17 protein-coding genes and 1 pseudogene are annotated in these 20,183 nt (G+C 59.0%); 3 read left to right on the top strand and 15 right to left on the bottom strand.

From position 1 onward, the window contains the following. Positions 1 to 14 precede the first annotated feature (14 nt). A complete protein-coding gene (locus G6P99_RS13110; protein WP_165128379.1) occupies positions 15 to 1,301 on the top strand; it encodes a sensor histidine kinase in 1,287 nt (428 codons plus the stop codon). A 98-nt stretch (positions 1,302 to 1,399) separates the two neighbouring features. Here G6P99_RS13110 and G6P99_RS13105 read toward each other — a convergent pair whose 3' ends face one another. From G6P99_RS13105 to G6P99_RS47625, 9 genes and pseudogenes are all read right to left on the bottom strand, one after another. Continuing rightward, positions 1,400 to 2,422, bottom strand: coding sequence for an alpha/beta hydrolase (locus G6P99_RS13105; protein ID WP_165128377.1), 1,023 nt, complete (start codon positions 2,420 to 2,422; stop codon positions 1,400 to 1,402). A gap of 626 nt (positions 2,423 to 3,048) precedes the next feature. Beyond that, positions 3,049 to 3,666, bottom strand: a complete 618-nt coding sequence (locus G6P99_RS13100; protein WP_165128375.1) for a PepSY domain-containing protein — start codon at positions 3,664 to 3,666, stop codon at positions 3,049 to 3,051. Positions 3,667 to 3,907: 241 nt separating this feature from the next. Beyond that, positions 3,908 to 4,795, bottom strand: a complete 888-nt coding sequence (locus G6P99_RS13095; RefSeq protein WP_165128373.1) for a thiamine pyrophosphate-dependent enzyme — start codon at positions 4,793 to 4,795, stop codon at positions 3,908 to 3,910. Next, entirely contained in the window at positions 4,792 to 6,639 is a 1,848-nt protein-coding gene (locus G6P99_RS13090; protein ID WP_165128371.1) for a 2-oxoacid:acceptor oxidoreductase subunit alpha, read from the bottom strand. The genes G6P99_RS13095 and G6P99_RS13090 overlap by 4 nt, the downstream gene beginning before the upstream one ends. Positions 6,640 to 6,642: 3 nt before the next feature. Next, a complete protein-coding gene (locus tag G6P99_RS13085) occupies positions 6,643 to 7,167 on the bottom strand; it encodes a flavodoxin domain-containing protein (protein WP_165128369.1) in 525 nt (174 codons plus the stop codon). A gap of 36 nt (positions 7,168 to 7,203) precedes the next feature. After that, entirely contained in the window at positions 7,204 to 7,911 is a 708-nt protein-coding gene (locus tag G6P99_RS13080) for an ATP-binding protein (protein WP_165128367.1), read from the bottom strand. A gap of 112 nt (positions 7,912 to 8,023) precedes the next feature. Continuing rightward, complete coding sequence (locus G6P99_RS13075; RefSeq protein ID WP_256434658.1) at positions 8,024 to 8,149, bottom strand: hypothetical protein; 126 nt, start codon at positions 8,147 to 8,149, stop codon at positions 8,024 to 8,026. A 1,101-nt stretch (positions 8,150 to 9,250) separates the two neighbouring features. Beyond that, on the bottom strand, positions 9,251 to 9,406 hold the full coding sequence (locus G6P99_RS47630; protein WP_414645590.1) for a catalase-related domain-containing protein: 156 nt from the start codon (positions 9,404 to 9,406) through the stop codon (positions 9,251 to 9,253). 201 nt (positions 9,407 to 9,607) lie between these two features. After that, a pseudogene (locus G6P99_RS47625) lies at positions 9,608 to 9,946 on the bottom strand (catalase); the annotation flags it as partial. Between the two features lie 544 nt (positions 9,947 to 10,490). Between G6P99_RS47625 and G6P99_RS13065 the strand changes: the two are divergent. Next, entirely contained in the window at positions 10,491 to 11,822 is a 1,332-nt protein-coding gene (locus G6P99_RS13065; protein WP_165128363.1) for an NAD(P)/FAD-dependent oxidoreductase, read from the top strand. A gap of 21 nt (positions 11,823 to 11,843) precedes the next feature. Next, positions 11,844 to 12,293: a hypothetical protein gene (locus G6P99_RS13060; protein ID WP_165128361.1), complete on the top strand. Its 450-nt coding sequence runs from the start codon at positions 11,844 to 11,846 to the stop codon at positions 12,291 to 12,293. Between the two features lie 105 nt (positions 12,294 to 12,398). On the opposite strand, the gene G6P99_RS13055 is transcribed toward G6P99_RS13060, so the two are convergent. The 6 genes from G6P99_RS13055 to G6P99_RS13030 form a co-directional block, all read right to left on the bottom strand. Next, positions 12,399 to 13,991 carry a carbohydrate porin gene (locus tag G6P99_RS13055; protein ID WP_165128359.1) on the bottom strand — a complete coding sequence of 531 codons (1,593 nt, stop codon included), beginning with the start codon at positions 13,989 to 13,991 and terminating at the stop codon, positions 12,399 to 12,401. A gap of 114 nt (positions 13,992 to 14,105) precedes the next feature. Continuing rightward, complete coding sequence (locus G6P99_RS13050) at positions 14,106 to 15,398, bottom strand: c-type cytochrome (RefSeq protein ID WP_165128357.1); 1,293 nt, start codon at positions 15,396 to 15,398, stop codon at positions 14,106 to 14,108. Then, positions 15,395 to 17,545 (bottom strand): xanthine dehydrogenase family protein molybdopterin-binding subunit, encoded by a 2,151-nt coding sequence (locus tag G6P99_RS13045; RefSeq protein ID WP_165128355.1) that lies wholly within the window; start codon positions 17,543 to 17,545, stop codon positions 15,395 to 15,397. Before G6P99_RS13045 ends, G6P99_RS13050 begins: the two co-directional genes overlap by 4 nt. Then, positions 17,542 to 17,940, bottom strand: coding sequence for a (2Fe-2S)-binding protein (locus G6P99_RS13040; RefSeq protein WP_246709865.1), 399 nt, complete (start codon positions 17,938 to 17,940; stop codon positions 17,542 to 17,544). Before G6P99_RS13040 ends, G6P99_RS13045 begins: the two co-directional genes overlap by 4 nt. A 212-nt stretch (positions 17,941 to 18,152) precedes the next feature. Continuing rightward, positions 18,153 to 19,379, bottom strand: a complete 1,227-nt coding sequence (locus tag G6P99_RS13035) for a CaiB/BaiF CoA transferase family protein (RefSeq protein ID WP_165128351.1) — start codon at positions 19,377 to 19,379, stop codon at positions 18,153 to 18,155. A 37-nt stretch (positions 19,380 to 19,416) separates the two neighbouring features. Beyond that, on the bottom strand, positions 19,417 to 20,151 hold the full coding sequence (locus G6P99_RS13030) for an enoyl-CoA hydratase-related protein (protein WP_246709534.1): 735 nt from the start codon (positions 20,149 to 20,151) through the stop codon (positions 19,417 to 19,419). Positions 20,152 to 20,183: the final 32 nt, after the last annotated feature.

Below are 20,183 nucleotides of genomic sequence, written 5' to 3'. Positions count from 1 at the left end.
CGAGGCTGCTCCGCATGACCGAGGGTATCCACGCAGAACGCGCCGCTTCTGAGCCGGAAGATCGGGTGACCGAACTCATCGAGCAACAGGCGGCCATCTCGGAAGTGCTGCGCGCCATTGCGAGCTCGCCGCACGACTTGCAGCCCATTTTCGACGCCATCCTCGACAGCGCCAAGCGTCTCTGTCGAGCCGACATGGGCAGCTTGCGCCTCTTCGAAGAACGCGGCCTTCGTCTGGTGGCGGTACGAGGGGACCCCTTTTTGGTTAGTCAGGTGCGGTCTTCATTCCCAGTGCTCGACAAGGAGAGTTTTCTGGGGCGATTAACCACAAGCAAGTTACCCGCCCATATCCCAGACTTGACAGCGCTTGAAGGCGATCATCGCGATGATCTTTGGATCACCGCGGCGAAGGCTCGTTATCGAACGGCCCTGTTTCTGCCGCTGCTCAAAGACAATGATATAGTCGGGGTAATTAGTCTGGGCCGCACACGGGTACAGCCGTTCACCGACAGACAGATTTGCCTATTCACGGACTTCGCTGCGCAAGCCACCATTGCCTTGGAGAGCACCCGTCGCGAGCGGCAATATCGCGAGATGCAGGCCGAGCTGGCGCACGCCAACCGCGTCGCTACCATGGGCCAACTCACCACTTCGATTGTGCATGAAATCAAGCAGCCCATTACGGCGGCACGCACATACGCTGCTGCTGCATTACGGTTCTTAGAGACAAACCCGCCCAATGTGGCGGAGGCGAGGATGGCGCTCACCTGCATTGTGAACGAAACCGGTCGAACCAACGAAGTCGTCGACCGGATCGGGTCTCTCATCAGAAAAGTGCCCCCCCAGAAGGATGTCGTCGACCTCAATGCAGCGATACTGGAGGTGGTCGCGCTAAGCCGAAGCGAGACGATCAAGACTGGCGTCACGGTGGGCACGCAACTGGCGGGTGAGTTGCCACGCATCCAATGCGATCAGGTGCAACTGCAACAAGTGATGTTCAACTTGATTGCCAATGCCATCCAGTCGATGAGTGGCATTCAGGACGGCAACCGCGAAATACACATCAGCACCATGAGTATTGAGCCGGAGGGCGTGTGCGTTGCGGTGCGGGATACCGGTCATGGGCTGCGCCCGGAGAGCCTACCGCGTCTCTTTGAACCCTTCTACACGATGAAGCCCGAGGGCATGGGCATCGGCCTCTCGATCTGCCGCTCGATCATCGAAGCCCATGGTGGGCGGCTGTGGGCGACGGGGTGCGAGCCGCGCGGAGCTCTCTTTCAGTTTACGATCCCCGCTGACTGAACCGCTATCCGTGATCGATGCCGCTTTTGGCGCCTTCCGGACCTCACCCTTCGTCGAGTCAACTATGCGCCGGAGGTAGGTGAGATCCTTGCAAGTCGTCATTGCGCAGCCACCTGATCTCCGATGTCGATCGGCCGCAAGAACGTTTCACCGTCATCCACAAAGCTGAATGTGCCAGCCGTGTTGCGAAAACGCGCGACTTGGTCGTGCAATCGTGAATAAAGCACAGCAACACTGACGAACTGGTCATGCCCCAAATCGTCGTGCTTTGCGAGCTTCGAAATGTCGACGATCTGAACCTTTTCCTTGAGGGCAGCCTCCCGCACAACAGGATCGTCAACGTTGATATCGCCAGCACGCGCGATGCCACCGTCAAGAAAACTGGACACTCGAAGTGCACCATCATCCTTGGAAACTAGAACCAGCAAAGGTGGCTTGAGCGGACCGATGGCTTGTACCTGAGCCCGAAACGTCTCCGCGTTGATGTCGGGCGCCGCCAGCACAACACGGCCTAACCGGGCGATCACTCGGTCTTTGCCTTCGATACGAAGCTGGCGCAGAGCGTCAACGGTCAACATAGCACCCATACTGTGGGCAACCACTACAATGTCGCCGACCTCGGGGCTGCTGCTCAACAGGGTTAGTAAAGCCATCAGATAGTCGCGAGAATAGCTTGCCGATTGCTTGTCCATTTCGTAGGCCGCCACCTGCCCCTGTGATGGCCAGGAGAACAGGATCGGAATCCCGTCGATTTTGATGTCCGCCTGCAATTGGGCGAGTCGGAACAGCGACTCTTGGAAGTTGCTGTTAAACCCGTGCACGAAAACGAAGGCTTTGTGCTTCGTCCGCCGAGTATCGCCTTGCGGAGCGACGGCTCTGCGAAAGTCGGCTTCGCTCATCACGGCCTGATCCACTACAGCAAAGCTATTCCGTGGATCGGGGGTTGCGGTCGGCATTTCGATATTTCCGGATTTGTGGTTGGGCGGCACCGAGACGACAAACTTTGCAAAGTTGAGCGCATTGGCGAGGTTCGCAGTGAATACATTCCCCGACAAACTCTCGCGCTCACGCGTGGTCGCCACATAGATCTGCAGCGCCTTCTCGCCAGACGAGGCAGCCACGGGCGTCAGCACCTCCGGGCCAGGTCTGGCCGCGCAACCGACCAAAACGAAGGCAAATAGAACAGCGACTGCCCAATCTAGCCTGCGACAACGAAAGCTACTCCACATGGTAACTGACTCTCCCCCAAGCCAACGCTTATCTGCTTGCGTGCTATTCCTCAAGCGCCCGCCGCCCGCGTCCGGACTTACGCCAACGATCTTTTTGAACATGCGCGTGAAATGACCTGGAGCTGTGAAGCCGCACGCATGGCCGTCACAGAGCCCAATACCCGGGTAACCGTTTCGACTCGCAATCGCTCGCCAACCCGCTGTCCATAGCGCTCAGCCATCACTGCATCCATCGGAGGTCATCTTGCTCCACTCCGCCATTGCGCGTGCTGTAACGTTTTCCTCGCTGCGCACGCTAGTTTGAGGCAGGCACCAATCTCAAAAAATGGAGCCGTTTCCTTCAAAGTTCAGCATTTGCGTGCTCTTCCCGCTGCCGATGCGCAGATTTGTGTCCTGGAATTTACGGATCTGTTGCCGGTGCGTAAGCCGAGGGCTCAGCGTGGCCGATAGTGGGGGACCAAAAAAGGGCATTGAAAGGCCAACACTCGGTTGCCGTCCGAGCGGCCTGATCCTTGGCATCAGTGCTGCTTTGAACGACGCGGAAGCGTTTCCCGGTTGTTGGCGCTCGGCGGTTCGAGCATGATCTGCTTGAGGTTTGTGCCGGACAGAACCACGATCACAAAAATCAACTTGCCAGCTTCGTTCATCAGTCCGCCACTGAGCGCTTTTCCTGACGTGTTGTTCTCGGCTACGAGGACTGCATCTGCAAGCTCTTGCCGGACAGATTGCATGGCGATCAGATTGAGCCGATCCTCTAGGGTTAACTCGCTCATGGACGACACTGCAGCATTGCCCGCAACCTGCCCTGTTTTGGCGTCGATCGTATCTTCCCAGATATGATCCTGCCGAAACGTCTTCACGTGATAAACCGATGAGCCGGAGCCGCCATCAAAACTGACATCCACGATCCTCGAGCCGGGGTGGAGGCTGCCGGCTATCTTCAGCGCCTGGCGCAGTGATATTTTCGCGCCTCGGAACAACTCAAGTTCACGGCTTATCGCCTCGTCGGTAAGTCCATTGCCGCTTGCGCCCTGTTCCTGAGCCGCGCCGATTTCGCCATCCAACGTGGTGCCGGCATAGGAGGGCGCGCAGATCAGCGACGTTAATAGGGCTACGGATAGTTGTTTCTTTGACATTGGCCCACTCGATTTAGATCGACGAGGAACGGTTAACAAGAGGCACGCCGGCCGACAGAATGACGCCGTCCAGCTGCAAGTTATCGACGGACACAACACGCCGCTTCGCGGAATCCCCAATCGTTGGCGCCACGGGAGACCCGACCATGAGCTACAACTAGCCGGCATTTCTCGAATAGACGGACGAAAGAAATGATTATGTTCGAAGCCCGCGCTGTCGCACGGCCAACGGTTAATTCGATTACACCAATTCCTTCCAATACTCGCTCACATCATACCTCCGCACCTCCTCCACGCAGGTCGTCTCGAGCCCTTGCCGCGGGACTAGCCGGTCATAGAAGTGGGGAATGTCTTCGCGTTGATAGAGAATGCCGCAGGCGATCCGATCCTGAACCTGCGCAGCGAGCGCCCTCGCCTGCTGCAGATTGCCCGGGTCGTGACCATCGGCATTTGCATCGAAGTACCTGTTCAGAAGATATTCGTGCGTCGCGAAGTGATTGTATGTCGGACACGCCTGGAGCATCTCGACGAAGGCAAAGCCGCGGTGCTGAATGGCGGCTTTGAGAATACGAGTAATTAGTTTGATGTCACCGCTAAAGCCCCGAGCAACGAAGGTTGGGTTGAGCGAGAAGATCAGGTCCATGCTCGCCAACGTATGCTCGGGGATCCCGTAAGGGCTCGTGTTCATTGGCTGGCCCTGTGGAGTGAGCGAGCTCGCCTGCCCGGTGGTTAGCCCAAAGTTTGTGTTGTTGTGCAGGACAAACGTGATGGGATAATTGCTTCTCACGCCATGGACCAGATGCCCGACACCTTCCGAGAAGGTCCCGCCATCCCCGCCGAAGGCGATGACCGGAGCCTTCATGTTCGCAAGTTTCGCGCCTGCTGCAAACGGGATGACGCGACCATGCAGCCCGTGGAAGCGGTAGCCCTCAATCTTGTCCGAGCCATTGCCGTTGCACCCGACATCGTAGCAAAGGCACACCTGCCATGGGTGCAAATTCAGCTCCACCAGCGCATACTTCACGGCGCTCCAAATGCCATAGTTGCCGCAGCCGTCACACCAGATGCATTTGGTCTCCGAATAGTAGTCGGAAAGAGCGGGCGGCTGGGTCTGCAGAGCGATATTCATGATGGGCTACCCGCATGTTCGAAACCGGGAGACGTCGCTTCGTTTTCCGAGGCGCTCGCGCATCTCTCCATCACCGACGAAAGAAGCTCATCGTAGAAAAACGGTCGGCCGTCGTACTTGAGAATCTTGTCCGGGATATCCAGCCCGCATTCCATCCTGATGAGCATGCCCAGCTGCCCCTGATAGTTCTGCTCCACCAGGACCAGCCGCTTCGATCGCTTGGCCAAAACCTGAAGCTCCTGGGTGCGGAGCGGCCAGAGATATGTGAAGTGCAAATACGCAATCTTCCGCCCTCGCAGTTCATCGCTATGCATGACGTCCTGAAATACGTCGCCGGTGCTTCCCCAGCCAATCGCGAGCAACTCGATTTCGTCGCCGGTATCAATCCAGTCGCTCGTCGTTGTGCTGCGACCGCCGATACTTAAGTGAGGGGCCGGAAGTCCCGCTTTCAATCCGTGAAACTTCCGCAGCCTCTTCTCCATCTGCAACTTCGTGTTGAGACTGGACTCATCCACCGCGCCGATGGAATTGTGTTCATCACCTTGCGCGCAATAGGTCGCCGCGCGGCTGCCGGGAAGCCATCGCAACGAAACGCCGCCCTGGGCGTGCGGGTTAAATCGATCAGAAGACTTCAGGAGTTCCAGCTTCTCGGGATCGACGACAAGCCTGCCACGATCAATTTCGGCCTTTTCCAGATCGTACGGGTGTTGCGTGTACAGCGCCTCGGCGATCTGCTTGTCGGTGAGGACAATGACACTGATCTGGTACTGCTCCGCCAGGTTGAATGCGACCGGCATCAGATCGAAGGCGTCCTGGCTGTTGCTGACCGAAATCACGCAGCGCGTAAATTCGCCTGCGGAGCAGTTCGTGGCCTGCAAGAGACTTCCTTGGGCTGTCCAGGTCGGCAGGCCGGTCGCCGGACCGGGGCGTTGCGCTAACACAAACACCGTCGGGTTCTCGATCATGGCATTCAGGGACAGTGTCTCGCTCATGAGATCAAAACCGACACCGGAAGTGGCCGTGAGCGCGCGGGTTCCCATGTACATCGCCCCACTCACGATCTGGGCTGCGGTGATTTCGTCTTCCGCCTGCTTGACCACCATGTGGGTCTTGTTTTCGAGCTCGGCGATGAATGACAGCAGCGGACTGGAGGGTGTCATCGGGTAGCCGGCATAGAGCCGTACCCCCGCATGAACCGCGCCGAGCCCCATCGCTTGACTGCCGGTAATCAAAAGGTGGTTGGCGAAACCCCTGTCAGGCGGCGGCAACGTGACGGAGACCGTCCCCTGCTCCGGATCGACAAAGGAATATCCCTCTTCGATACATCGCATGTTGAGTTCGAGCAGAGCTTTCTTCTTCGCAAACGTCGCTCCGACGAGGGATTTGATGACATCGATATCCTGGTCCAGCATGGACCAGACAAACGCCGTCAGCAGCACGTTCGACAGAATTGCCCTCGCGCCGAGGCGCTTGAGAATGTCATCGACCGGAAAATAGATGACGCGAAGGCTTCGCTCCGCGATCAGATTCCGATGGTGCTCCGGAAACTGCCACCCGGGCGTCACGTGCAGCACGATCCCGCCTTGTTTCAGCTCCTCAATGTTCAGCTCGAGACCGTGATGGTTGAGCGCGACAAGCACGTTCACCTTGGTTTCCGTGCTGCGGATTTGGTCATTCGAGATGTCCAGTTGATAGCTCGCGTGTCCGCCTTTTATAAGGGAGGGATACTCGCGGTAGCCGAACGCGCAGTATCCGGATCTCTTGAGGCCTTTGGCGATGATTGCGCCAATGGAGTTTATTCCCTGTCCGGACGCGCCGACGATTTTGAGAGAGATGCGGGGCATCGCCTAACACCGATCTGCCGGTTTCAAGACATCCACCAACTGTTTGCTCCAGGCTCCTACGGTCTTTTCTTGGCCATAGGGCTCATCTATGATTTTAAGCGTTGGAACGATCAACCGACCATGGTGGACCTCAACGTAGTGTTCCAAATGATCCGCCGCTCGCGCCGTGTAGAAGTATCGATGGTCGCCTAGTCCGATGCACGCACACGGTTTGCCGGCCAAATCCAGAGTCTTCGCCTTATCATGGAGTAGCTCCCACATGTGCGGATTCAATTGCCCCTCGGTGCCCCCGGTATTCCAGGTTGCGGAGGCGAGCAGGAGAACATTTCCCCTCAGCAAATCCTGTGGTTGCGCTTTCTCGGCGATCGTTGCCTCGATCTCCCAGCCTAGAATACTGTTTCTCAAGGACTCCATCAGCGCACCCACCACGTACTCCGTATGTCCGCTGGTGGAGGCAAAGACGATATGGAGGACCCGACGCTGAGCGAACTGCGGGACAGCTCCCGCGGGATTGGCGATACTGTTCAAGAATTAGCTCCGCTTTCCATCAGTGACGTTTCCCCGCTACCTTGACGGCGCCAACCGCTGAGCGCGGCCCATCTTCCTCTGCTTCAAGACATGTTGAGCCGCGCCAGCGGCGCATTGCTCGGCCTCAGTCAATGGAAAGGTGAGGAGGAACGAAGATCCTTCGGCAGCGCAGGACGTATGAACGTGGCCCCCCAGACTGCTGGCCAGTTCGCCGACGATCGTAAGCCCTCGACCGCGCCGGATGGGTTCAGGCGCCGCCCCATTGTCAGACACCCCGCACTTTACGACATTGCCTGCAAGCATCAACCTCACCCGCAATTCTGGATGCTTACCGTCAAATCGTACGTGTCGTGCCACATTGGTCAGCAGCTCGGATACAATCAGTCCAAGCTTCCAACAACGCTCTCCTTCAAGCCTCAGATCGTCCGCCGAAAACAAGACACGTATCGCCCGACAATCGAGCCGGTATTTGGTGATTGCGAAGCAGAGCTGCTGGAGGTATCTCGCGGCATCGGTGAGGCCCCCCTGATCCGGCATATGCAGCGCACGATGAACATCGGCCCATCGATGCAAGACGTCTACGACATCGAGCAGCGTCGCTTTGACCGCGACACTCTCCGACTGCACCGCCTTGGTCGAAAACGCGCAGATGGCCGACGTGAGCTCGTTCTTTATTCTGTGGTCCAACTCGCGAAGGAGCAACGATCCGTCAGGATTCGGCAACTGTGCGGCGCGCTCTGTCATTTCGTGCTCCAACGAGTTGTTCTCTCTGACCAGAGGCGTTCGCCATGGTTTCGTTCGGGTATCAATACCGTTCCGAACAGCGCTCGCGGTGAATACCTTCGGACAGGAGCCTTCATTGCTCGACGCCGCGACGCTCCAGCTCGGCTTCAATCGCGTCAAAGACAATCTCGGCCGGCATTACTACGAAACTGGTCCAGAGGATGACCGCAGCGCGCGCAGCAATTAGGTACTCGATCATGCTAGGTTGCTCCGAATGCGAAATGCAGCCCGCTCGTGTGACTTGAACGAGACGCCAAATGGGCTGCCGATTTCGTCTTGATGCTGTAAAGAATAGCGGATGTACTTTGGGCGATCTTGTACGTTGCTGACTAATTTAGATGATTGATGCGCACTTCCGTGCGCACCTGCAGAGCTCTTTTGTCTTTCAATTTCTGCCGATCGAGCGCACGTCAATCCAATTGCCATGACGACGCCGCGCGCCTGTGCGGCATAGCATTCGACCCTGTTTGACCGCTATCAACCCACCCTAACTGGCAACAGTCCCTGCTCATTACCGTTCGGCGGTGTATGACAGGACCTTTCGCTGCACGCCTCGATCGAGGGGCCCTCGTCGTGCGGGCCCTGGATTGCGGGGTCGGATGATTTATCGCGGCCGTCTGTGCATCTGACTTTAACAAGCTCGTAGCGTCAAATTTCAAACGATCCGGCGATTTGTCAGACGGTAGTGGGCTCGACGATTGGATCGTCGGGGCGTCCATGACAACGGGAGGTGTGATAGTCAGCTGGCTTGTATCCAAAACGACCTTCTCCGGCCATTTGTTGGCGGACTTGATCCGGATGACCGCTCTATAGAGGGCGACGGACCGATCAGCGGACGTCGCTCGGGGGTTTGCCAGAAGCCAGTCGGAGATGAACAGCAAGGCCGCAAGCGCGCTTCCAACAAAGATAAAATAGCGAGCTATAGGCACCGCTTATCGGCCCCGATAATTGATAAATCTCGGTTCTGCTTTAAGACATATCGGAATCGCAGGACCCATCACTGGGCCCGCGACTGCTCAATCGGCGAAGGCGCTGCAACGATGGAAGCCGGCTTTACTTTGGTAACGAACGCCACGAAGCACAGCACTCCGATGGCGAATGTAGCCAGACTCAATGCACTCCTCATATCGGCTCCTTTGCCCTTTCATTTCGCGCCGATGCTGCCGACTTCACTTTCCTCGACACGTCGCGTCGCGACGACCCTGCTTCTTCCGCAGACACGGTGCGGGCGGCCGACGGCGCAGTGAGCGCCATCGGCGGGCGCGGAGCGCGAGGCCTACTCAGCCGCGATTATGTACGATCATAATTCGATGCCCAGCGCCTTCGCGACGCCTGCGCCGTAGGCAGGATCTGCCTTGGCGCAGTTGACGACATGACGCTCCTGAATGTGCCTAGCTGCGGCGCCGACCTGGCGAGCCGCATTGTCGAACAGAATTTGCTGCTGGGCAGGAGTCATCTTGCGAAAGAGGTTGCCGGGCTGCCGGTAGTGATCATCGTCGACACGATGGTCCCAATGTGCAGCCCCGCCTTCGAGCTCCAGCAGCGGCTCATTAAGCTGCGGCTGATCGATCCACTCGCCCCGGCTATTGGGGAAATAGCTGGGGGTTCCGCCGAGATTGCCGCCAGTGCGCATGGCGCCGTCACGATGATAGCTATCGCGGATATCGCGCTCGGCGTCAGCAGCGCCGCGCTCGCCCGCGACGGTCGAGAAACGGGCGAACATTGGGGTCTGCTTGCCGATCTCGGAGAAAATCCTAGCCTTGGTGTAGCGCGTGATGTCGTGCGTGACGGTGAAGGTGCCGTGGGCGCCGGATCCCTTGGCGTGCATGCGGCGCTCGGGGATCACTTCGCGGGCGAAATGGGCGAGCTTCTCGATCAGCCAGACATCCTGCAGCAGAGCGGGGCCGCGCGGCCCCGCGGTCTGAATGTTAAAATTATCCGTGACTGGGGTGCCAGATGCATGGGCTAACGGCGGTCGTTTGGATGGGGCGTTCAAGGGTAGGCTCCGGTGGAGAGTTGGGCGTGCCGGGCGCTCGATGCTTCATCATCTAGTACGAGAGCCGTCGTGTTGAGCTGGAACAGCTTCTCAAAGCCAGGCGCTCAATATGCCTTCTCGCCGCCAGGCGCGCTTGAATGCGGCTGCGGGATTAACGCCAATTGTGCTCAAAACTGTCAGCTGATGAATTCGGAAAGCGCGCTGCAATCGCACGATTTTCAGAATAGTTCGCGCGAGTTTCAAAAGCTGGCTGCGCCAGCTTCTCCTAGAGCAGATCGGTGCACGCTCGCGATAGCCGGACGATCGGGTCGGGCGCCCGACTCTGCTGACGAGCATCGTAACGAACGGCGCGACAGCATTCCTGATCGTTATCGCCGTGACCTTAGGGCTGGTTCGCAGCGCCCATTGTTCAAATGCTTGCTGTCCGCATTAATAAATAACGTCGTGAACGTTCCATGCACCGCAGCGCCGTTCAAGACGAGAAGTCACACCACTCCCATATCGATACCCGAGACTGAGTCGCCTTCGGATCGGAGTAGTTTCCATGAAGACAGTTCTGACCAAATCGTTTCCGCTAGAACCGCCGCCTGTGGCAAAAGCGGTCTTAGGTAAGAAACGCGTCCTGATCGTGGGTGGAGGCTTCGCCGGCATCGCGGCTGCACGGGCGCTCAAGCGAGCCAATGTCGAAATAACCCTGATCGACCGGCGCAATCATCATATTTTCCAGCCACTCTTGTACCAGGTCGCCACCGCTGTATTGGCGCCATCCGAGATTGCGGCGCCAATCCGGCAGCTCGAGGCGAAACAGAAGAACCTCAGCGTATTGATGGCCGAGGTTAAGGGCATCAACCTGGGAACTCGGACCGTCGACGTATATTGCCCGGGAATAGGTCCTCGAAAACTTGAGTACGACTTCCTCGTGATCGCCGCCGGCATGCGTCCGAGCTATTTCGGTCACGACGAATTCGCGCGCTTTGCACCAGGCCTCAAGAGCCTCAACGATGCTGAGACAATTCGAACCAAGATCCTAGGCGCATTTGAATTGGCTGAAGCGACCGATGACGAGAAAGAACGCGCGCGCCAAATGACCTTTGTGCTGGTGGGCGCCGGCCCGACCGGCGTCGAGCTTGCCGCTTCGATCGCTCAACTGGTCGCGGTGACCCTGCGCAACAATTTTCGCAAGATCGACCCTGCCAAGAGCCGAATTGTGTTAGTCGACGGCGGCGCCCGTATTCTTCCGACCTTTGCAGAATCTCTGTCGCGAAAAGCAACCAGGCGACTAACCAAGCTCGGCGTTGAAGTTTCGACCGGCGTTAAGGTCGAGAAGGTTGACGATCAAGGCGTGATCGCGGCGGGCACTCGCATTCCCAGCGCCACCGTCCTTTGGACGGCAGGCGTAAACGCTTCGCCTGTCGTAAAAATGCTCGGAGCGAAGACTGACCGCGCCGGGCGCGCTTTCGTTGGCGCTTTCATGGACATCCCCGAGGCGCTCAACGTCTTTGTCGCGGGAGATGCAGCCACGATAACCCAGGATGGTCACCCCGTCCCCGGAGTGGCGCAGGCAGCCATTCAACAGGGCCGATTTGTCGGGCATGTCATCGCCAACCGTGTCAGGGGGCGCAAGGATGGTCGGCCGTTCCGATACCGCAACAAGGGCAACATGGCGGTGGTCGGAAAGAATTTCGCAATCCTCGAGTCCGGCCATTTGCGCAGCAGTGGTTTTCTGACCTGGCTGGTGTGGGCCGCGTTACACGTGCTCGCGTTGCCACAGCTTCAGAACCGTTTCCGGGTCCAAACGCAGTGGTTCTGGTCTTATCTAACCGGACAACGCAGCTCGAGGCTGATTTCCGAAGGGCCGCGTTCCTCCGCGTCATAGGAATTGTGAGGGACTGCAACTGTGGACGTCTCCATCATCTCGGCGCTCGCCGCCCTCACGGGTGCAGCTGTCGGCGGCTTGACCAGCGGAGTGGCGACTTGGCTGAACCACCGAAGCCAGGTCCGCGTCGAGTGGACTCTTCACGAGAAGAGCCGCCGGCAGGTCCTTTACAGTGATTTCATCGAGGACGCCGCCAAATGTTATATTGATGCCCTCCAGCACGACGAAGCCGACATACCCGGCTTGGTCGGTCTTTACGCGAAGCTTAGCGGAATGCGGGCGGTGTCTTCGAAGACGGTGATCCGGCGAGCCGAAGACGTCGTCCGAAAGATCCTGGACACCTATTTGGAGCCAGACAAGAGTTTCGTCGAACTGCGCGAAATGGCCATCGATGGCACGATCGATCTGTTGCGTGGCTTCAGCGACGCGTGTCGCGACGAATTTGAGGAAATGCAAGCTAAGCAATTTTGACACTAGTTCGCGTCGTTACAGCGCCAGCATTGTCGTTGCGAGGCTCCAAAGTCGCTCGGCGTTTTCCGGCTCGAGAGCGTGGAGATTGTTCCTTGTTACCGTAACTCACCAAGCCACAGTGAGACGCGTCAGAAAGAGATCGGCGTGATCCTGGCCTTTGGCGATTTGGGCAGCGAGTGGATGCCATATGTGCTGGTAACTGGGGATCAATCGGACAGCCGGCGTAACCGCAAAATTGTAGAACACCTCAATGCCGCTCTCGTCGCTCGCGCTGGCATTCCCCAGCGTAAGCCGAGCGATGTCTGTCTTCAGATTGCTGCTGACCCTGTTGTAATAAACTCCCGCTCCGAAACCGTCGCATTCCCTGCCGTTGAACAGACCATGCGCGACCAGCGCGACGCTTGCGTAGCTGGTAACCGGATTTGTGGCCTCTGGACCATATCCAACCCTGCCAAAAATCCCGATCCCGCGGAGCGGTTGGCCGCTTTTCAGCTTCTCTGCAATCGTTGTGGGGTCGTCCATGACATAGAGATACTGCGAGGCGTTAGCAATCACGACCCAGCTCTGATCCTTGAAATTGGCGGGCAAGCCGTCGCTCGGGAAGCCACCAATAAGGGCGCCAACGGCCTGGCTTGTCGCAGCCAGCGTGGTCAACGGTCCGAACGGGGACTCGAGATTGAGTTTCGGCTTGTTGGACCAATTGAAGGCCGGTGCGAATTGACCAGGGAGGCCCCCAACCGAGTAGGACAGGATCGAGGTGATGTAGAGATTGACCGTCTCGAAGGCATGGTCGGCGAAGTTGTCTGCCTTGGAATTTGGATCAAACACACCGCCGTAAACGGTAAACTGTGGACTGGGCGCCCACACGCCTAGCGCCGTCCATGAAACAGCATTGAAGAAATTGAGCGCCGCCGGGCTCTTGTTGAAGTTGAAGTTGGTAAAGTCGTATTTGTAGCTGTCGCCGAACAGCGTCTGATCGGCGAGGTAGACGACAGCAACTTTGCCGATGAGGACGCTGAATTCTTTGGTGAGTGATTGAGTCAGAAAGAATTGCGCGGGCAGGACATCATTTGCGCGAAGCGGGTCGGGATAGGCGAGCCCGGTATACTGGGGAACCGTCGCGCCTGCCGTGAAGGTATCCGCCGGAGTATCACCAAAGCGCGAATGCAGGGTCAGATGCAGCAGGCCGCCAGACCAAAGGCCGGCTCGCCCGGTGTCGATGTTGAGCGAAGCCTGTGTGTTCTGCACAAAGGAACCGCCGGCTTTTAGTCCGCCGGATGTTACGCTCTGATAATAGCTGGTCGAATAGATATCGATGAAAACGCCGTGAAGCGCCCAGTCCGTTCGCGCGCCACCCCAGTCGCCGGTGAGCTGAGTACGATGCCAGATATCCCCGGTCACCGTTCCAGGTATTCCGAACACAGGTCCATTATTGAAGAAAGGCAAGAGGCCGGGAGCCAAGTTTGCCAGGGACACGTACTTCGTCGGAACTGGTTGCCAAGGATCAATCGGCCGGTCCCGGCTCGCGTTAGCGGCAGGCGCTTTCTTTTGCTTGCGAGGTGTAGCCGCACGCTTCTCTTCGGTCGCGCGCGGGACGCCGGTCAGATGACCAAAGTTGGTCAATCCTGCATCCGCCGCCGCAGATCGTCCCAGGGCAAGGAAAAAACAAATGCCAAGCGCAACGCGCCCTAACTCCATCGCAGTGCTCCCGTGCCCCGCTCGCGTTTGTCAGAAGACGCTAAATCGGCAGCGTCAATGCTGGGAACGCGATGGTTTGCACAAGTCTCTCTTCGTCTCATCTGATTGTATGGCTCAGTCGCGGGAGGCACGAACGTCGGCCGCGGTGACGTTGCCTTGCTTGCCGCCGAAATGCCCTATGACATAGTTGCTGACGGCAGCGATCTCCGCGTCGGAATAGGCGGCGGCGAAGGAGGGCATCAAGTTGTCGCCCCTGGGTGACCCGATCTTGACCCCTTCAAGCACGGCGCGGACAAGATTGGCGCCTGACGGGTCGTTCACCGCGCGTGAGCCGAGAAGTTCTGCATGGTCGGTCTGCTGACCGGTCCCGTCCCAACCGTGGCAGCTGGCGCAAGCCGAGGCGAAAATCTGGAATCCGATACTCTCGTCACGATCCGGCCCCGGCGACCAGGCCGTGGCACCATTCAACGTGGCGGGATCGTGATCAATCTGCACCGTGAGTTCCGATCGTTGTGCCGGGATGGTCCTCAGATATCGGGCCAGCGCTGCGATGTCTTCGGAGGAGAGATGACGGAGACTGAGATCGATTGCCTCTCCCATGCCGCCTCCCGCGCTGCCGCGCGCGGGCGCGTGTCCGGAAGACAGATACTGTTCTATTTCGTCGTTGGACCATGCGCCTATGCCGGTCTCACTGTCAGAAGTGATGTTGTAGGCTTTCCACCCGTCAATGACCGCTCCGGCGAACTTCCTGCCGCTCTCTGTCGCGAACATCAGATTGCGCGGTGTATGGCATTCGCCGCAATGCGCCAGCGCTTCGGCAAGATACGCTCCGCGGTTCCATGTCGCATCGTGGGCCGCGGACGGCTCCCATGGCCTGGTCGGCACAAACAGGAGTTTCCAGGCTCTCAGCGAATACCGCTGGTTGAACGGGAAAACGAGTGTGTTATCGATCTTCCGCAGCGACACTGGTCGCACAGTTGAGAGGTAGGCACGGACGGCAAGGACGTCGTCGGTCGAAAGAAGGGCGTAGGCTGTGTACGGAAAGGCAGGATAGAGATCCTCCCCGTTTTTCCCGATTCCTTTATGTACGGCTCTCACGAATTCGGCGTCACTCCATTGGCCAATTCCTGTTTCCCGGTCGGGTGTGATGTTGGTCGAATAGATCGTTCCAAACGGAAGTTTGAAGGCGCGTCCGCCGGCAAACGGCTCCCCGCCGGCGGCGGTGTGGCAGGCGGCGCAATCGGCCGCTTTAGTCAGATACTCCCCTTTCGTAACAAGTGCGGATCCAGTTGGTTGTGCCTGCGTAGCCTGGACCGCTTCGATAGAGGCCGGCCAAAAGAAAAAGCATGCGGTCGGGATCGCGAGGACAGCACCGAGCGCACATACCGCGACGAGGATGCGCTTCATGCGTTCTCCCGTTTGGAAAGCAGGCTTCGGTCGATCGGCAGGCGGCGGACGCGAACGCCGGTCGCTGCGAAGATTGCATTCCCCAGCGCTGGGGCCGCAGACACCGTTCCGACCTCGCCAAGGCCGCCGGGATTCTCGCCGCTTTCCAATAAGTGCACCTCAATCGGCGGCGTTTCGTTGATACGAAGTTGTCTGTAGTCGTTGAAGTTACCCTGTTCGACCCGTCCGTCGCTGAAGGTAATGCCGTTGAACAGGGCGGCAGACAGTCCGAACAGAACGCCGCCCTCGATCTGCGCGCGGACGGTATCCGGATTGATCCGGATACCGCAGTCGACGGCCGCCACGATCTTCGTCAGCGATATCTCGCCCGACAGGGCTACTCCGACTTCGACTACCAGAGCGGCGTAGGTTCCGAAGTTCTGATGCAGCGATACGCCACGCCCGGACCTCGGTTTTTGTGGCCTGTCCCAACCGGCCGCGGCAGCAACCTTGTCCAGCACGGCGATAGCGCGCGGATTTGCCTCGAGCAACGCCCGCCTGTAGGCGATAGGATCTTGTCCCGCCGCGTGCGCCAGCTCGTCCAGGAAGCTCTCGACGACGAAGACGTTGTGCGTAGGTCCGACGCCGCGCCACCAGTTCAGCTTGACCGGTGGATCGTGCCTGATCCATTCGACCCGAATGGCGGGAAACGCATAGGGGCTGTCCCAGGCCCCTTCAACGGCATCCTTGTCGAGCTTTCCTTCCGGCCAGCCGTTTTCGTCGAAGTAGCGTCTGACTGTCCCGGACGTGGTGCGATGAATCCACGCCGAGGGTCTGCCCTGCTCGTCCAGACTCGCTGAAAGTCTGTCGAGATAGCAGGGGCGGAAACGGTCGTGCCGGATATCCTGCTCGCGCGTCCAGATGATCTTCAGGGGATAAGGAACCTGCTTTGCAAAACGAACGGCCTGCTCGATCGTATCTGCCTGGAGGCGGCGCCCGAACCCGCCGCCAATGAGATGATTGTGCAAGGCCACCTTCTCGACTGGAAGTCCCGTGATCCTGGCGGCATGCTTCTGAGCGACCACGGGTGTCTGAGTTCCGACCCAGATGTCGCAGCCATCCGGACGAACGTGAACAGTGGTATTGATCGGCTCCATCGTGGCATGAGCCAGGAATGGAAGCTCGTATTCGGCCGTCAACAATCTCGTCGCACTCATGACCCCGGCTTCGACGTCGCCACGCTCGAGCGCCTTGAGCCGTGTCCCCGCTTTAGCTGCTTTCGCAACCTCGGCCCGGATCGACGCAGTGGAAAGCTTTGCGTTCGGTCCCAGATCCCAATCGACATTCAATGCGTTGACGCCGGCGCGGGCAGCCCAATAGTGTTCGCCGACGACTGCAACTGCGTCGTCGATACGCAAGACGTCGATTACGCCCGGAATCTTCCGCGCATCGGCTTCGTCGACCGACCTGACCTTGCCTCCGTCCACAGGGCACATCACCACGGCCGCGGTCTTCATTCCATCAAGCGCCACATCGATCCCGTAGACGGCGCTTCCATTCACCTTCGACGGCGTATCGATGCGACGTTGGGATTTGCCGATGACCCTGAACTCTTCGGGCGACTTCAACTTCGGATCTTCGGGTATCGGCAGGGTCGCGGCCGATTCAGCGACCTCTCCGTATCTCAGCACGCGGCCGGTAGATGAATGCAGGACCGTACCGTCCTTCGTGGAGCATTCGTCCGGATGAACTGCCCAAGCGCGCGCCGCCGCGGCAACGAGCATGGATCGCGCAGCGGCCCCGGCCTGCCGAAGAGGGGTCCAAAATCCTCGGATTGAAGTGGACCCACCCGTCATCTGTGCCTTGAAGAGAGGCTGCGCGTAGAGCGATGCGTCGGGTGGAGCGGCAATCGCCACGATCTGATCGAGACGCACGTCGAGTTCCTCGGCCAGCAAAGCCGCTTCCGCTGTGTAGATACCTTGACCCATCTCGACGCTCGGCATCACCAGCGATACGCTTCCCTCCTGCGAGATGCGGACGAAACCACCGATTGCGCTCGGACCTGCCGCTCCGGACGTCGCGGCCCTCGCTCGGGCTTCACAGGCGAAGGCGACCATGAGGCCGCCTACGATGAACTTACGACGGGAAATCGACAGGTGCCCGGTCATGTGCGTGAGGCCGACTTGATCGCAGCGCGTATGCGGGCGTAAGTCGCGCAACGGCAGATATTTCCGGCCATGGCCGCATCGATTTCAGCATCATCGGGAGAAGGATTGCGCTCGATAAGAGCCGCCGCACTCATGATCTGACCCGACTGACAGTAGCCGCATTGGACGACCTCGAGTTCGAGCCACGCCTGTTGGATCCGGCGCCCACTCTCCTTTTGCCCGATAGCTTCGATCGTCGTCACTTCGCGAGACCCGACATTCGCCGCCGGCAACATGCAGGATCGAACCGGCCGGCCGTCCACATGTACGGTACATGCGCCGCATTGCGCGATTCCGCATCCGAATTTGGTCCCCTTGAGGTTCAGGAGATCACGCAGAACCCAGAGCAATGGCATGTCTTCGGGAGCCTGCACGGCATAGTCGCGTCCATTGACGTTGAGTAATAGTGCGACTTGGGCCGGATCTTCGGTGAGTCCGGCTTTCTGTGTGCCGGCATTGTCGTCGAGCGGGTGCGCAGGTGGGCTCATGTCGATCCACTGAGGTGAATTCCACTGCAAGGCGGGACGACTCGGGGGCGGCTCCCGCCGCACCCGACGGCGTCGTCACGCTAGACTGCATGTTCCTTTGGCTTCGAAATGGCACCGCTAGCACACAAGCCATCGACCTCGGCCGCGCTGAATCCAAGCTGCCGGAGAACTTCCTCGTTGTGCTCTCCAATCTTCGGGGCGCGCTTGGCGGGCACTTTGGCGACGCCATGCACCTGAAGCGGGCTACTAATAGTGGACGTCAGCTTGCCGCCGGCACCGCTGAGCGGAACGATGATGTCGTTCGCCTGCAGCTGAGGATCATTGATCACCTCTCGCGGCCCACGCACCGCGCCGAACGTCACGTGAACACCATTGAACACTTCGTACCAATGGGCCATCGGCTCGGCACAGAAAGTCTCGTCGAGGATGGCCGTGAGCTGTGGCATATTCGCCGTCAGCTTGGCCGGGTCGGAGAAGCGTGGATCGGTCAGAAGGTCAGGGCGGCCGATGGCCTTGACGACGGCCGCCAGCTTGTCGGGCGTGACGATGAGCACGAACCAGGTGTCATCCTTGGCGCGATAGACGTTCATCGCCGCATTCGCAGGATTCTTGCGATCGTGCAACCCGAAGAACTTCGCATCGCACAGCGCGGCCTGGATCGAGACACTGGCGGACCACACGCCCTCTGCGAGCAGTGAGGTCGTGACATGTGCTCCCTCCCCTGTACGTTCACGACGATACAGAGCCGTGACGATCGCCGAATACAGCCCGACGGCGGTGGCATTGTCACCGCTGCCGGCCACCGGCCAGGTCGGCGCCGCGCCGGCGTCGCGTGTCATCGACAGTAACCCACTGCGGGCCCAGTACGACGTGATGTCGAAGCCGGGAAGATTCGCATCCGGTCCCTTGTCGCCGAAGCCCGTGATGTCAGCGTAGATTAGCCGCGGATTCCACCCCACCACATCGTCATATTCGAGCTTCAATTTCTTGCGCGCCGGGTGCGGTGTATTGACGATGAGGACGTCAGCCCATTTGACCAGCTTTTCGAGAACCTGATGGGCGCTCGGCGACTTCAGATCCAGCGCGATGCCCCGCTTGTTGCGATTGGCGAGGTGCCACGGGTACGCATCCTCGGCGACCGGCTGCGGTGGCAGGTGGTTCGCAATTCGCCACAGGTCGCCGTGCGGCGGCTCAACCTTGATGACGTCAGCGCCGAAATCCGACAGGATTACCGCGGCGCTCGGACCTGCGATAAAGCTCGCCAGATCCACCACTTTCAGTCCGGAGAAAATATTGTCGTTTGTCATGGTCGTCCTTTCCAGATTGCCATGTGCGGCGGTCGCTTCAGCGACCGCGGAACTGCGGCGCACGTTTCTCGAGGAAGGCAGCGGTGCCTTCCTTCTTGTCTTCGGTGGAGGCGCAGATGCCGAAGAAGGACGCTTCCAGCGCGAGGCCTTCGCCTTGACTCGTCTCCATCCCCTTGTTGGCGGCTTCCAGCGAGAACTGCACCGCTATCGGCGCATTGGCTGCGATCTGCTTCAGGATCGTCTCGGCCCGCGCGATCAGGTCCGCCGCAGGGACAACTTCGTTGACGAGCCCGATGCGATAGGCTTCCTGCGCAGAGATCGTCTCGCCCGTGAGGATCAGCTGCAACGCACGACCCTTTCCTACCAGGCGCGGCAAACGTTGCGTTCCGCCGCCGCCGGGCAACAGGCCCAGCTTGACCTCGGGTTGACCGAATTTGGCGTGCTCCGCTGCGATTCTGATGGTGCACGCCATCGCCGTCTCGCAGCCGCCGCCAAGCGCAAAGCCATTGACCGCTGCGATCACGGGCTTGCCGAGATTCTCGATCAGATCGAGCACGTCTTGCCCGAAGCGGCTGGACTCTTCCGCTTCATAGGCACCGACATGCGCGAGTTCGCTAATGTCGGCGCCGGCGATGAACGCCTTGTCGCCCGCGCCGGTGAGGATGACGCCGCGCACGGACGTGTCCGCCTTGGCATCCTCGAATGCAGCGTGCAGATCGGTCCAGGTCGGCGTATTGAGCGCATTGAGCACCTTCGGACGATTGACCGTCACGTAGGCGGTCGCACCCCTTTTCTCGTACTGGA

This window comes from Bradyrhizobium sp. 6(2017), assembly GCF_011058295.2.
Lineage (GTDB): Bacteria > Pseudomonadota > Alphaproteobacteria > Rhizobiales > Xanthobacteraceae > Bradyrhizobium > Bradyrhizobium septentrionale.
This window is presented reverse-complemented; position numbering and strand designations above follow the sequence as displayed.